General features: G+C 67.7%; 14 protein-coding genes. 9 read left to right on the top strand and 5 right to left on the bottom strand.

Annotation, left to right across the window (positions count from 1 at the left end):
• The first annotated feature begins 99 nt into the window (after positions 1 to 99).
• Complete coding sequence (locus QNO06_RS16535; RefSeq protein WP_227912208.1) at positions 100 to 1,041, top strand: glycosyltransferase family 9 protein; 942 nt, start codon at positions 100 to 102, stop codon at positions 1,039 to 1,041.
• Between the two features lie 45 nt (positions 1,042 to 1,086).
• Here QNO06_RS16535 and QNO06_RS16530 read toward each other — a convergent pair whose 3' ends face one another.
• Together QNO06_RS16530 and QNO06_RS16525 are read right to left on the bottom strand one after the other, a co-directional pair.
• On the bottom strand, positions 1,087 to 1,869 hold the full coding sequence (locus QNO06_RS16530; RefSeq protein WP_227912205.1) for a sigma-70 family RNA polymerase sigma factor: 783 nt from the start codon (positions 1,867 to 1,869) through the stop codon (positions 1,087 to 1,089).
• A gap of 165 nt (positions 1,870 to 2,034) precedes the next feature.
• On the bottom strand, positions 2,035 to 2,406 hold the full coding sequence (locus QNO06_RS16525; protein WP_227912203.1) for a hypothetical protein: 372 nt from the start codon (positions 2,404 to 2,406) through the stop codon (positions 2,035 to 2,037).
• 300 nt (positions 2,407 to 2,706) lie between these two features.
• On the opposite strand from QNO06_RS16525, the gene QNO06_RS16520 reads away from it, so the two are divergent.
• A complete protein-coding gene (locus tag QNO06_RS16520) occupies positions 2,707 to 3,684 on the top strand; it encodes an EamA family transporter (RefSeq protein WP_227912199.1) in 978 nt (325 codons plus the stop codon).
• A gap of 3 nt (positions 3,685 to 3,687) precedes the next feature.
• Here the strand turns inward: QNO06_RS16520 and QNO06_RS16515 are convergent, their stop codons facing one another.
• A complete protein-coding gene (locus tag QNO06_RS16515) occupies positions 3,688 to 5,241 on the bottom strand; it encodes a long-chain-fatty-acid--CoA ligase (RefSeq protein ID WP_227912198.1) in 1,554 nt (517 codons plus the stop codon).
• A gap of 146 nt (positions 5,242 to 5,387) precedes the next feature.
• Between QNO06_RS16515 and QNO06_RS16510 the strand changes: the two genes are divergently transcribed.
• Genes QNO06_RS16510 through QNO06_RS16495 form a run of 4 tightly spaced genes read left to right on the top strand, consistent with a single transcriptional unit; the run spans position 5,388 to position 8,173 of the window.
• Positions 5,388 to 5,861, top strand: a complete 474-nt coding sequence (locus QNO06_RS16510) for an RNA polymerase sigma factor (RefSeq protein WP_442860151.1) — start codon at positions 5,388 to 5,390, stop codon at positions 5,859 to 5,861.
• Positions 5,848 to 6,516 (top strand): methylated-DNA--[protein]-cysteine S-methyltransferase, encoded by a 669-nt coding sequence (locus tag QNO06_RS16505; protein ID WP_227912194.1) that lies wholly within the window; start codon positions 5,848 to 5,850, stop codon positions 6,514 to 6,516. The genes QNO06_RS16510 and QNO06_RS16505 overlap by 14 nt, the downstream gene beginning before the upstream one ends.
• The gene (locus QNO06_RS16500; RefSeq protein WP_227912191.1) at positions 6,513 to 7,199 is read left to right on the top strand and encodes an alpha-ketoglutarate-dependent dioxygenase AlkB family protein; all 687 of its coding nucleotides are present in this window, start codon (positions 6,513 to 6,515) and stop codon (positions 7,197 to 7,199) included. The genes QNO06_RS16505 and QNO06_RS16500 overlap by 4 nt, the downstream gene beginning before the upstream one ends.
• Entirely contained in the window at positions 7,196 to 8,173 is a 978-nt protein-coding gene (locus tag QNO06_RS16495; protein WP_227912189.1) for a DNA-3-methyladenine glycosylase family protein, read from the top strand. The genes QNO06_RS16500 and QNO06_RS16495 overlap by 4 nt, the downstream gene beginning before the upstream one ends.
• A 22-nt stretch (positions 8,174 to 8,195) precedes the next feature.
• Here QNO06_RS16495 and QNO06_RS16490 read toward each other — a convergent pair whose 3' ends face one another.
• Positions 8,196 to 8,579 carry a DUF1304 domain-containing protein gene (locus QNO06_RS16490; RefSeq protein WP_227912188.1) on the bottom strand — a complete coding sequence of 128 codons (384 nt, stop codon included), beginning with the start codon at positions 8,577 to 8,579 and terminating at the stop codon, positions 8,196 to 8,198.
• Between the two features lie 262 nt (positions 8,580 to 8,841).
• On the opposite strand from QNO06_RS16490, the gene pstS reads away from it, so the two are divergent.
• The 3 genes from pstS to QNO06_RS16475 all read left to right on the top strand — a co-directional run bounded on the left by pstS (position 8,842) and on the right by QNO06_RS16475 (position 11,874).
• Complete coding sequence (gene pstS / locus QNO06_RS16485; RefSeq protein ID WP_227912186.1) at positions 8,842 to 9,957, top strand: phosphate ABC transporter substrate-binding protein PstS; 1,116 nt, start codon at positions 8,842 to 8,844, stop codon at positions 9,955 to 9,957.
• A 126-nt stretch (positions 9,958 to 10,083) separates the two neighbouring features.
• Positions 10,084 to 10,284: a hypothetical protein gene (locus QNO06_RS16480; RefSeq protein WP_227912184.1), complete on the top strand. Its 201-nt coding sequence runs from the start codon at positions 10,084 to 10,086 to the stop codon at positions 10,282 to 10,284.
• A gap of 111 nt (positions 10,285 to 10,395) precedes the next feature.
• Positions 10,396 to 11,874 carry a mannitol dehydrogenase family protein gene (locus QNO06_RS16475; protein ID WP_227912183.1) on the top strand — a complete coding sequence of 493 codons (1,479 nt, stop codon included), beginning with the start codon at positions 10,396 to 10,398 and terminating at the stop codon, positions 11,872 to 11,874.
• Positions 11,875 to 11,903: 29 nt separating this feature from the next.
• On the opposite strand, the gene QNO06_RS16470 is transcribed toward QNO06_RS16475, so the two are convergent.
• A complete protein-coding gene (locus QNO06_RS16470; protein WP_227912181.1) occupies positions 11,904 to 12,635 on the bottom strand; it encodes a GAF and ANTAR domain-containing protein in 732 nt (243 codons plus the stop codon).
• Between the last annotated feature and the right edge of the window lie 14 nt (positions 12,636 to 12,649).

The following is a 12,649-nucleotide window of genomic DNA, read 5'->3' as shown; positions in this document are numbered from 1 at the left end:
CCGGGGGTGCCTCCAGCCACGGGGGAACACACCTGTACCGGGCGGGCCGCTGATCTGGCAGGATGTGCCTCCAATCCTCAATCGGAAGGACCCTGAACCATGCCCGAGCAGGCATCGGACCGCCCCGAACTCCTGGTCCTGCGGGCCCTGAAACTCGGGGACCTGCTGGTGGCAGTCCCGGCCCTTAAGGCCCTGCGCAGGGCCTTCCCCGGACACCGCATCCGATACGCAGCGCAGGAATGGCTGCGCCCGCTGCTGCCGCTGACCGGCGCCGTGGATGGCCTGCTGCCGCTGCACGGCCTGGACGTGCCCATTGACCTGCCGCCCGGACAGGTGGACGTGGCAGTGAACCTGCATGGCCGGGGCCCGGAAAGCTGCGGCCGGTTGGAAGCACTGAAGCCGGCCCGGCTGATCGGCCACGCCGGGCCGGGATGGGACGGTCCGCCCTGGAAGGACGGCGTGCATGAACGGGAGCGCTGGGCCGGTCTGTTGTCGTGGCACGGAATTCCAGCCGATCCGCTGGATTACCGGTTGGACCCGCCGGCCGCGGCGGTATCCGTCCCCGGGGCCGTAGTGCTCCATGTGGGTGCCGCCTACGGCAGCAGGCTGTGGCCCGCGGGCCGGTTCGCGGACGTCGCCCGGGAACTCGATGCCGCCGGCGGACAGGTCCTGCTGACAGGCAGCAGCTCCGAACGGCCGCGGGCACTTGCCGTGGCGGAGGCTGCCGGGCTGGATGCGGACTCAGTGGTGGCCGGCGAGCTGGGGCTGGCGGAGTTCGCCGCCCTGATCGCCTGCGCCCGTCTGGTGGTCTCGGCAGACACTGGTGCTGCCCATCTGGCCTCGGCCTACGCCCGGCCGTCGGTGGTGCTGTTTGGCCCGGCGCCGGTAGCAGAATGGGGTCCGCCGCCGGGCCCGCACATTGCCCTGACAGATGAAAGCCGCCGCCGCGGAGACACCTTCGCCGTGGATCCCGACCCGGCGCTTATGGCTGTCACGGTGGAAGATGTCCTGGCCGCCGTCGATAAGCTCGACGCCCTGTAGGCACTGGCCCACGGGCGCGCGGGCGGTTCAGAGGGTTCCGGCGGGTCAGGCAGTTGCCGGGCGGGCCGCGTTTGCGGCGGCTTCTGAAGGGCCGAGCAGCTCGTGCTGCAACTGCACCAGGATCCGGGCGAGCCGCCGGGAAACCTGCATTTGGGTCAGGCCCAGCCGGGTACCGATGGCCTGCTGTGATTCCTCGTGGAAATACCGCCGGAACAGCAGTTCCTTGTCAGCATCCGTCAGGTTCCGCACGGCCCGGCGGAGCATGGCGAGGTTTTCCGCGTGTTCCAGCCGCCCGTCGGCCGAAGCCCACCGTTCCGCGCCGGTGGTGCCGGCGATGGCGTCCAGTGATTCCGGCCGCAGGCTGCTTTGGCAGTTCAGCGCCTCGGCAACCGTTTTGGCGTCCACGCCCAGCGCCTCGGACAGTTCGCAGAGCGAGGGCGCATGCCCCAGTGACTGGAACAGCTCCGGCTGCAGCCGGGCGATGGCGGTGCGGAGGTCCTGCAGGTGGCGCGGCGGGCGTACCACCCAGGAATGGTCGCGCAGGTACCGCTTAAGCTCGCCGTGGATGGTGGGCACGGCGAAGGCCGGGAAATGCGGACCGACCGCCGGGTCGAAGCGCCGGACGGCCTTGATCAATCCCATGTAGGCCACCTGGCGCAGGTCGGCCAGTTCACGGCCGCGGCCCGCGTAGGCGGCGGCAGCGGTTTCGGCTATGTCGCGGTACTTAAGGACCAGTTCGTTGTGCAGCGCCTGCTGCAGGTCCCCGCGGGCCTGGCGGGCTTCTTCGAAGTGGTGCAGGGACAGGGGAGGGCTGCTGGAGGAGCGCATGGGCGGGCAGGTATTTCAGCCGCAGGTCCGGCCCTCTGCTGGACCGCCTGAACAGGACACCAGAGCGGCCACCTGTTATCAAGAGTCCGGACCACTTGTTTTGCTGCTGCTCCTTGAAATGCGCAGAGAGCAGAAGGTATAAGGTCCGGCGGCGGGGGAAGGCGGTTAGCGCCTCCGTGCCAGCAGGTTGCGAAGTGAGGTGACGGAATGGTCCGGAGCGGCAGTCCCCGCCTCGCCGTCCTCCTGCACCGGCTCCTGCACCGGCTCCTGTCCCGCTGCAGGGCCGCGTCCCCGTTCACGCGCCGTCGTCTTCGCGCTGCGGTGCAGGACCAGGGCGGCGACGGCGGCTGCCGCGGCCAGGGTGGTGGCCAACGCAACCATGAGGTTGCAGTACATCCAGAGGAACATCAGGGCAGCCGGGGTGCCGAGCGGCGCCTCAAGGAACCCGGCGGCGGAAACCACCCAGAAGGCTATGCATACGGCCAGGAGGAGCCAGGCGGTGCGCTGACTGACAAGGGTAATCAGTTTCTGCTTCATGGCAGGAAAATCCCGGGGAAGATTGGAGGCGCCGTCTTCTTGACCCATCAACCCTAGGCACCTCGCCGTCGCCTGCGGGGGTTCTGCCGTGCATGGCTCCGATTTGGCGGCCGAGGGGTTGCCATCTGACCGGGCGCACTGTGCAGGAACGGATGGTTGCCATATCCGTCCGCGATGGATACGGCAACCGCACCGAGTGGTCGGGGGTGCAGATGTATTGAAACCCGTCCCGCCCCGGGGTAGCGTCGCCGTCGTTGTTCCCTCCCGGCACGGTACCGGGAACCAGTCCGGAGGAGACCCATGGAGCCAGAGCAGACAGCCGCCCCCAAGGCGCTGCCCGCAAGCGTTTCCGGGCTGGTAATTGCCCTGTCCTCATCCGCCGTCTTTGGGCTCTCCGGCTCCTTCGCCAAGTCCCTGCTGGAAACCGGGTGGACCACTGCCGGTGCCGTTGCCGTGCGGATGCTTGGAGCCGCGGCGGTCCTGGCTGTCCCCGCCTTTATTGCGCTGCACGGCCGCTGGGAACAGGTACGCGGCAACTGGCGCACCATCGTGCTGTTCGGATTCATCGGGGTGGCCGGCTGCCAGTTTTTCTACTTCAACGCTGTGGAACGCCTCTCGGTGGGTGTGGCGCTTCTGCTGGAATTCCTGGCACCGGTGCTGATGGTGCTGTGGATTTGGGCCGCCACCCGGCGCCGTCCCGGTATCCGCACCATCCTCGGTGCCCTGGCAGCCATCGCAGGGCTGGTCCTGGTGCTGGACCTAGGCGGCAGCATCCAGATAGATCCTGTGGGTGTGCTGTGGGGCCTGGCCGCCGCGGTCTGCCTGGCCATCTACTTCTTCATCACCGCCAAGCAGAATGACTCGCTTCCACCGCTGGTCCTCGCCACCGGGGGTATGCTCGTGGGCGGCGCCACCATGGCACTGCTCGGCGTGATAGGGATTCTTCCCCTGGGCTTCAGCACAGCCGGAGTGGAACTGGGCGGCTGGCACACCACCTGGTGGGTGCCCGTGGCCGGACTGGTTCTGTTCTCCACCGTATTGGCCTACGTCACCGGCATCATCGCCGCGCGGGCCCTGGGCTCACGCGTGGCCTCCTTCGTTTCATTGACCGAAGTGCTTTTTGCCGTGCTGTGGGCGTGGCTGCTCCTTGCGGAGCTGCCACGCCCGGTACAGCTGGCCGGCGGGGCCCTGATTGTTGCCGGCGTAGTGCTGGTCCGCTCCGACGAACCTGCCGGGCTTCCGGGCGAAGCTGCCGCCGACGTCGAGCCGTACTCCTGAGACCTACGCCGTGGGGGTTTCGTCCAGAAGCGGGCGGGGAGGGGCGGAGACCTTGATTTCGCGCTTGAGGATCTTGCCCGTGGGCCCCTTGGGGAGAGCGTCGGTGAGTTCGATGCGGCGCGGGTACTTGTAGGCGGCCAGCCGGTCCTTGGCGAACTGGGCGATGTCCGCCAGCAGGGCTTCGCGTGCGGCGTCGTCGGCCGGAACGGCTTCTTCCCGAAGGCCCACCACAGCCACGATTTCCTCGCCGTGCAGCGGATCCGGAACACCGATCACGGCCGCCTCGGAAACGGCAGGATGCTCGTACAGCACTTCCTCGACCTCGCGCGGATACACGTTGTAGCCGCCGCGCAGGATCATGTCCTTCTTGCGGTCCACAATGTAGATGTTGCCCTCCTCGTCGAACCGGGCCAGGTCCCCGGTGCGGAACCAGCCGTCGGGAATGGCTGCGGCAGTGGCGTCGTCGTTCCGCCAGTAGCCCTTCATGACACCCTCGCCGCGGACGGAGAGTTCGCCAATCTCTCCCACGGGGACGTCCGCGCCGTCGGGATCCAGCATTCGCACCTCCATGCCGTCCACGGCCTTGCCGATGGAGCCGGCACGCCGTCCCTCGCCGGGAAGATTAAAGGAGACGATGGGCGAGGTTTCAGAGAGTCCGTAACCCTCCAGCAGTTGGATGCCGAACACGTCCTCGAACTCGTGCAGCACCTCCAGCGGCATTGCCGAACCGCCGGTGATAGCGCCGCGCAGCGAGGAGAGCTTGGTGTCCTTCACGGCCGGATGGCGGAGCATGCCCACGTACATGGTGGGGACACCCTCAAAGATCGTCACGCCGTCGCGTTCGATGATTTCCAGGGCCTTGCCGGCATCAAACCGGGGCAGCAGGCTGATGGACGCGCCCGCGAGCAGGGCCGAGTTCAACGCGGCGGTCTGGCCGAACACGTGGAAGAACGGCAGCCCGCCGAAGATCACATCGGTTTCCCGGGTATCCAGCAGGGACCTGGACACGATGGCGTTGCTGCGCAGGTTGCGGTGCGTCAGGGCAGCACCCTTCGGCCGTCCTGTAGTGCCCGAGGTGTAGAGGATCACCGCGATGTCGTCACCGTCCACCTCCGCCAGGTCCGGCCGGGAATCCGCACCCGCCAGCAGCCCCATGAAAGAGGAGGAGTCCACCGTCACCACTTCCACGCCGCCGTCGGCCTCTTCTGCTCCGGCAGAGACTTCACCGGCCACGCCCTCCCAGGCGAAAACCAGCCGGGCACCGGAGTCCTGCAGGTGGTAGGCGACCTCGCGCGCCTTCAGCAGCGGATTCATGGGGACAACCACGGCGCCGTAGCGCAAGACACCGTAATACACGAAGGCCATCTGCGGAATGTTGGGCATCACCAGGCCGACGCGCTCACCCGGCACCACCCCGCGGGCGGCCAGGAGTCCGGCTACCTTGGCGCTCATCGCGTCCAGGGCGGCGTAGGACACCACTGTGTCGTCGAGTTTCAGGGCAGTCCGCTCCGGAAAGCGGGCTGCGGTTTCCGTGAGGATTCCGGCGAGGTTCTGCATAAGGATCTCCTTTGATCTCTGCTGCATCTTCGGGCGGCTGATCGCTGCGATGTAGGAGGCAGTCTAGCCACAGCCGGCGGCCCGTGGACCGATTTCCGGCACCGGGCTCACAAACCGTCCGCTGAAACCGTCTACCGTATGTGGAAGTGAAACCCTTTGAGCAGATTGTCCGGGAGCACGGCGCGGCCGTGCTGCGGGTCTGCCGCGCCGTGTTGGGGCCGGATCAGGCCGAGGACGCGTGGTCCGAAACCTTCCTGGCGGCACTGCGCGCCTATCCGGACCTGCCCGAAGGGGCCAACGTGCAGGCCTGGCTGGTCACCATTGCCAAGCGCAAGGCAGTGGACCAGCACCGGAGCACCGCCCGCAGCCCGCTGCCGGTGGAGGCGGTTCCGGATACACCCGCTCCCGTACCGGCCGACACCGACGGGCTGTGGTTTGCGTTGAAGACCCTGCCTGTCCGGCAGCGGGAGGCGCTCGCCTACCACCATCTGGCCGGGCTCCCGTACGCCGAGGTGGCCCGGGTGCTCGGAAGCAGCGAAGCGGCCTGCCGCCGATCCGCCGCCGACGGCATCAAGAAACTCCGTGCCCTGTATAAGGAGGACAGCAATGGCGTCCTTTGACCTGTTCAATGTGCCCGCATTCAATCTCCCCGCAGCGTCCGTGCCCGAACCCGTTCTTGCCGCTGCGGGCGAAGCCGCCGCTGATCCGCGGGAAACCGCCGCCCTCGCCGCCCTGCATTCCCGCTTGGCAGAGGACGCGCAGGCCGCCGGGGTGCTGGATGTGGCCTACACCGTGGTGGACAGTCCGGTGGGCGGACTCATCCTTGCCGCCACCGAGGCTGGCCTGGTGCGGGTGGCCTTCGAATGTGAAGGAGTGGATACCGTGCTGCAGGACCTCAGCACCCGAATCAGTCCGCGGCTGCTGGAAGCGCCGGAGCGGCTGGCAGAACCCGCTGCCCAGCTGCGCGGGTATTTCGAGGGCAGCAGGCGCAGCTTCGACCTCGCCTTGGACCTGCGGCTGACCACCGGCTACCGGCGGACGGTTGTCGAGGCGCTGCAGGGGATCGCCTACGGGCGCACGGCGACCTATGCAGGCATAGCAGCCCTGACCGGCAACCCCGGGGCCGTCCGCGCCGTGGGCACCGCCTGCGGCCGCAACCCCCTGCCGCTGGTGATTCCCTGTCACCGCGTGCTGCGCTCCGACGGAACCACCGGCGGTTACCGCGGCGGCCCGGCTGTCAAGAAAACCCTCCTCGACCTGGAAGCCGCCGCATGAGCTCCTCCCTTTTCCCCCGCGAACGCTCCGAACCCGCCGTCGGGGCGGTGCATGTGCCCGGCTGGTTGCCGCCGGGACAGCAGCGATCCATTGTTGAAGCGTGCCGTCAGTGGGCCATCGGACCGGTGCCGATGCGGTCGGCAGTGCTGCCCGGCGGGCATCCCATGTCGGTCCAGACGGTGTGCCTGGGCTGGCACTGGCAGCCGTACAAGTACACGCGCACGGCCGACGACGCCGGCGGCGGGCGCGTCGCGGAGCTGCCCGACTGGCTGGTGCAGCTGGGCCGCGACGCGCTCAAAGAGGCCTACCGGCAGGCGGACGGCAGCTACGCGAGGGAGGACTTCCGCCCGGAGAATTACACGACGGACACTGCGCTGATTAATTACTATGCCGAGGGCGCGCATATGGGGATGCACCAGGACAAGGATGAAAAGTCCAGTGCCCCGGTGGTTTCCATCAGCATCGGCGATACCTGTGTCTTCCGCTTCGGCAACACCGAAACCCGCAACCGTCCCTACACGGACCTGGAGCTGGAGTCCGGTGACCTGTTTGTCTTCGGCGGACCGTCCCGGTTCGCCTACCACGGTGTCCCGCGCACTGTGGCCGGAACCGCGGACCCGGAGTCGGGACTGGCCACCGGCCGGATCAACATCACCCTGCGCATGACCGGCCTCAGCGGATGACGCTGACGGGGGAAGAAACGGGGAAAGGAACAGGGGAAGAAAAGTTCGACGGCGGAACGGCCGGCGGCGCGGCCGGCGGCGCGCGCGGCGGCGCGCGTACCCGCAGCCTGCCCTTCCGGGGACCGCTGGCCTGGGCGCCGCTGGCCAGCGCACTGCTCGCCCACGCCGTCCCGGGGCTGGAACGGGTAACGCCGAAGCCCGGCGGCGGAGTGGGCGTGGAACGGCTGCTGACGGTTGGATCCACAGTGGTTCCGCTGAAGGTCCACCTGCACCCGGACGGGGTGGACCTGGAAGCACCGGCGCTGCCGCAGCCGGAGGAAGCCGCCCTCATCACGACGGTCCGGGCCTGGCTGGACCTGGACGCAAATCCGGGCGTGGTGGATCCCTTCCTCGCCCGATTTGATGTGCTGGCGCCGCTGGTCCGGCGGCATCCCGGCCTGCGGGTGCCCGGCTCCACGGACGGCTTCGAGACCGGGATCCAAACGGTCCTCGGCCAGCAGGTATCCCTCGCCGCGGCCCGAACCTTCGGTGCCCGCCTGGTGGCAGCCTTCGGCGAGCCCGGCCCGGCAGGACTCACTGCCTTCCCCTCCGCGCACCGGCTCGCCGCGGTCCCGGCGGAGGAGATCCAGGCGGCCGTAAAGATCACGCACGCCAGGGCCAGGACCGTCAGGGCCCTGGCCGCTGCCGTCGCCGCCGGGCTGCCGCTGCAGCCGGGTGCCGATCCGGGGCAGGTCCGGGCAGGATTGCTGGCCCAGCCGGGCATCGGCCCGTGGACGGCCGACTACTTGGCGGTGCGTGTGCTGGGGGACCGGGACGCGTATCCTGCCGACGATCTGGTGCTCAAGCGCGCGCTCGGAGTCGGAACCGGACGCGAAGCGGCCCGGCTGTCCCAGCCGTGGCGCCCGTGGCGCTCCTACGCCTTGTTCCACCTGTGGACTCAGGCGGCTTACGCCCCGGCACCCTCCGGGGCATAGACGTCAGCCGAGGCCTAACCGCTCAGGTCCCGAGCAGCGAAAAAACCAGGGAAAAGGCTGCGGGCCCGCCCTGGATCAGGGACAGCCGTCCCAGCCGCCGGTCACTGAGGGCAAGCACTACGGAAGCCAGCAGCATGCAGGCAGTGGTGAACGTCATCAGGGTCAGCCCGGCCACCGGATTGCCGGCCACCAGCAGCACTACCCCCAGCCCGGCCCCCACAGCCAGGAAAAGGTTGTAGAAGCCCAGGTTGTAGGCAAGCTGCGCCGTGGCGGCTGGAGTGCCCGCGCCCCGCAGCTGAAAGATGGCCACCGTGTCCGGCTCGGTCCAGCGCAGGGATTCGAGCATAAAGAAATAGAAGGCAACGGCCGCTGCGACGACGGCGAGGATAGCTGCGGCAATCAGCACGGGTGCTCCCTAGGCAAGGCGCCGGCAGAGGGTTGAGCGCGGGCGGAGCCCGCCGGCCCCGGCACATGGCGGCGGGTAATCTCCGCGGTGCCGTCCATCCTGACAGCCGGGGCCGGGCCCCTCAAGGGGAAGCTGGACTATCTGATGGCGGCTGCGGTCCAAAGCCAGCTAGCCTTGAAAGAGCGGCCGGTTGACCGCTGCACCCCCGCAGCTCCCCCGCCGGCCTTGGACGCCACCGCCGCTTCCCCAGGAAGGACATCCCTTGCGCCCAATCCGTCCCCTCCGCACGCTCGCCGCCGCACTGGCAGCCACGCTGGCACTGGCCGCCTGCGGGTCCGACTATCCGCTCGGGGACGCCCAGCGGGACGCAGCCGAGAACAGCACCTCCATGCTCAGCGGTGTCTTGTCGGGCGCCGGTTCGAGCGCGCAGGGCCCGGCGATGGACGCTTGGATCGCCGGGTTCGGCACCCTGCATCCGAACGTTCAGCTGCAGTACTCCCCGGACGGCTCCGGTGCCGGACGCAGCGCGCTGCTGGCCGGCGCGGTGGACTTTGCCGGTTCCGACGCCTACCTGCAGGAGGAGGAACTGGTAGACGCCCGGGCGGTCTGCGGTCCCGAAGGGGCGCTGGACATCCCGGCCTACATTTCCCCCATAGCCGTGGCCTTCAACCTTCCCGGCATCCAGTCGCTGAACCTGGACGCGGCCGCCATCGCCAAGATATTCCGCGGCGAAATCACCCAGTGGAACGATCCGGTTATTGCTGCGCTCAACCCGGATGTGGACCTGCCCTCCACCCGGATCACTCCCGTGAGCCGGGCGGATGACTCCGGGACCACGGAAAACTTCACCGAGTACCTGCATGAGGTGGCCCCGGATGCCTGGCCGGACGCGCCGTCCGGGACCTGGCCCGGCGGGCTGCAGGGCGAGAACGCGCAGGGCAGCTCCGGCGTCGTCAGCACCGTGACCCGGACGGAAGGGGCGCTCACCTATGCCGATGACTCGGTGATTGACGAGTCGATGGGCACCGCCAACCTCCTGGTGGGGGAGGACTTCGTGCCGATCAGCGCCGACGCCGCGAGCACCGCCGTCGAACAGTCCACCCGGGTCCCGGGGCGCAGCGAACACGACATTGCGCTGCAGCTGGACCGGCGAACCACAGCGGCGGGCGCCTATCCGCTGGTACTGGTGTCCTACCAGATCTACTGCAGCTCCTATGACGACGCCGGGCTGGTAGAGCGCGTTCAGGCCTTCGGTAAATACGTTGTAAGCGAGGAAGGCCAGCAGGCATCCGCGGACGCGGCGAAGAGCGCGCCCATCCCCAAATCCCTCGCCGAGGAGGCCCGCGCAGCTATGGAATCGATCACCGTCCGGAAGTAGTTTCCTCGGCTTTGGGGCCTACCTTCCGGTATCCCGCCGCCTGCCGCAACTCCTCTTACGGTGCCCTCTTGCGCCCCCTGACGGCCGGTGTCACCGTGGGTTTACGCAACGCTGAAGGGGGCTGCTGTGGAACCTATCCGAATAGAACGCTGGTGGCCGTACCTGGACGGTTCGGCCAAGGACTGGCTGAGGCATAACCTCCGGCAGGACGGTCTGCCCTCGAAGGTGCAGGACCGGATTGCCGAGGCCGGAGGCCCGGTAATGGACCCCATTCTTGCTGAGCCGGACTGGGTATTCATTGAACTCGATGCCCAGGCAGTGGAGTAGGGCGGCCAGGCGGAGACCTCTCCTGGGATGAACCCGCCGGGACGGCCGGACGCGTGCCAAGAACGGTACGGACCTGCTAGATTGTCCGGACCTCCGGCCTAAGGCGGCGTTATGACCAAACTCAGTGAAGAGTCCCTTTCCCACCTGCCGCCCGGTGTCGCGCGGCCCGGTTATGACCGGTCGCAGTTGAGCACCGGCATTGTGCATTTTGGTGTGGGCGGCTTCCACCGCGCGCATCAGGCGATGTACCTGGACACCTTGATGAACCAGGGACTGGCCTTGGACTGGGCGATCTGCGGCGTAGGCGTGCTGCCCCAGGATGCGGCCATGAAAACTGTCCTGGACAGCCAGGACTGCCTGTACACGCTGATGCTGAAGTATCCGGACGGTACCCGCGAAGCCCGGGTGATCGGCTCCATCGTTGAATACCTTTACGCCCCGGAGGACCCGGAAGCCGTTATTGAAAAGATGGCGTTGCCGGGCACCCGGATCGTCTCCCTGACCATCACCGAGGGCGGTTACAGCATCAGTGACACCACCGGGGAGTTCGACGCCGGAACGCCGCAGGTTGCCGCGGACCTGGCACCCGGGGCCGTACCTTCCGGGGTTTTCGGCCTGGTGACCGAGGCCCTGCGCCGCCGCCGGGACAGGGGTCTGGGGGCGTTCACCGTGATGTCCTGCGACAACATCCCCGGCAACGGGGAGGTCGCGAGGAAGGCCTTCGGAGAGTTTGCGCGGCTGCTGGATCCGGAACTGGGGGAGTGGGTACTGGCTAACGTCGCTTTTCCCTCCTCGATGGTGGACCGGATCACACCGGTGACAACGGACGAGGACCGCACCCTGCTGGCACAGGAGTTCGGGGTGGAGGACGCCTGGCCCGTAGTGTCCGAGGACTTTGCGCAGTGGGCGCTGGAGGACACGTTTGTGCAGGGGAGGCCGCCCTGGGAGGACGCAGGCGTGAGCGTGACGGCAGACGTGGAACCGTTTGAGCGGATGAAGCTGCGCCTGCTGAACTGCGGACACCAGGGAATTGCCTACCTGGGCTATCTGGCCGGGTACCGGTACGCGCACGAGGCGGTGGCGGACCCGAAGCTGGCCAGGTTCCTGCTCGACTACATGGACAAGGAAGCCACGCCCACGCTGCTGCCCGTGCCCGGGGTGGATTTGGACGCCTACAAACGGCGGCTGCTGGAACGCTTCGGCAACGAATACGTGCGAGACACCCTGGCGCGTCTGTGTGCCGAGAGCTCGGACCGGATTCCCAAATGGCTGGTACCGGTAGTGCGGGAAAACCTGGCCCGGGACGGCGAGGTGTCCCGTTCCGCGGCCATCATTGCCGCCTGGGCGCGCTACGCCGAGGGTGTGGACGAAGCAGGGGAACCCATTAATGTGCTCGATCGCCACCGGGAAGACGTGATGAAGGCGGCGGCCCGGAACCGGGAGGATCCGCTGGCCTTTGTGTCGCAGCCGCAGTTCTTCGGTGAGCTCGCTGCGGATCCGCGGTTCACCGGGGCATATCTCGCCGCCCTGGACGCCCTGCACAGCCACGGCGCGAAGGCTGCCGTCGCCGGCTTGGTGGACGGAGCCTGAGCACCGGCTTGCGTTGTACCGCTGGGACGTTAGTCCACGAAGTGGGTTTCAACGCCCTCGGATGTTACCGAGCTGACTATGCGGCCGGCCAGGTCCCGCAGCTTGACGTTCCGGTTGCTGGAGGCCTGGCGCAGTATTTCAAAGGCCGCCTCTTGGCTGCACTTGTTCTGGGCCATCACAATTCCCACCGCCAGGTCAATGACCGTGCGTGCCTGCATGGCGGCGCGCAGGTGTTCGGCAGCACTCTTGTGCCGGGACAACTGGACTGCCAACTGCAGGGCAATCGCCGCTTCTGCTGCAAAAGCTTCCGCGGCCTGCACCGTTTCCGGCGTGAAGTACCCGGGCTCGCGGGTGTAGAGATTCAGTCCTGCACCGCCGTCGTTGCCCAGGAGGAGCGGGACGCCAAGGATCGAATAGAAGCCCCGGTCCTGAATGGCATCCGTATAGTCCGGCCACCGCTCTTCGGTGCGCACGTCCGCCACCAGGACCGTCCGTCCGGTGCGGGAGGCCCGCAGGCAGGGGCCGTCGCCAAAACCGTACTGAACCTCATCCAGTGCCTTGGCCGCCTCGCTGCTGCTGGCCACCGTAGTCCCTTCCTTGTTCCGCAGCAGGGTCACTCCTGCCAGCACTTCCGTGTCCTTGCTGAACTTTTCGGCGGCGTGGACAACGAAGGCCTCGAGGAAGAACTCCACCGACTCGGTCCGCAGAAGGATCTGCTGAAGTTCGGCCGCGACGGAGTGCTGCTCCGGGACTAGGTTCATGGGCTGAGTCTATC

It is taken from the genome of Arthrobacter sp. zg-Y20, assembly GCF_030142075.1.
Taxonomy (GTDB): Bacteria; Actinomycetota; Actinomycetes; order Actinomycetales; family Micrococcaceae; genus Arthrobacter_B.
The sequence above is the reverse complement of the archived record's forward strand: the minus strand, read 5'-3'. Positions and strand labels throughout refer to the sequence as shown.

Coding starts and splice junctions, on each gene's coding strand:
- QNO06_RS16535 (WP_227912208.1), top strand. CDS start 100: ATGCCCGAGCAGGCATCGGACCGCCCCGAACTCCTGGTCCTGCGGGCC.
- QNO06_RS16530 (WP_227912205.1), bottom strand. CDS start 1,869: ATGCGCTCCTCCAGCAGCCCTCCCCTGTCCCTGCACCACTTCGAAGAA.
- QNO06_RS16525 (WP_227912203.1), bottom strand. CDS start 2,406: ATGAAGCAGAAACTGATTACCCTTGTCAGTCAGCGCACCGCCTGGCTC.
- QNO06_RS16520 (WP_227912199.1), top strand. CDS start 2,707: ATGGAGCCAGAGCAGACAGCCGCCCCCAAGGCGCTGCCCGCAAGCGTT.
- QNO06_RS16515 (WP_227912198.1), bottom strand. CDS start 5,241: ATGCAGAACCTCGCCGGAATCCTCACGGAAACCGCAGCCCGCTTTCCG.
- QNO06_RS16505 (WP_227912194.1), top strand. CDS start 5,848: ATGGCGTCCTTTGACCTGTTCAATGTGCCCGCATTCAATCTCCCCGCA.
- QNO06_RS16500 (WP_227912191.1), top strand. CDS start 6,513: ATGAGCTCCTCCCTTTTCCCCCGCGAACGCTCCGAACCCGCCGTCGGG.
- QNO06_RS16495 (WP_227912189.1), top strand. CDS start 7,196: ATGACGCTGACGGGGGAAGAAACGGGGAAAGGAACAGGGGAAGAAAAG.
- QNO06_RS16475 (WP_227912183.1), top strand. CDS start 10,396: ATGACCAAACTCAGTGAAGAGTCCCTTTCCCACCTGCCGCCCGGTGTC.
- QNO06_RS16470 (WP_227912181.1), bottom strand. CDS start 12,635: ATGAACCTAGTCCCGGAGCAGCACTCCGTCGCGGCCGAACTTCAGCAG.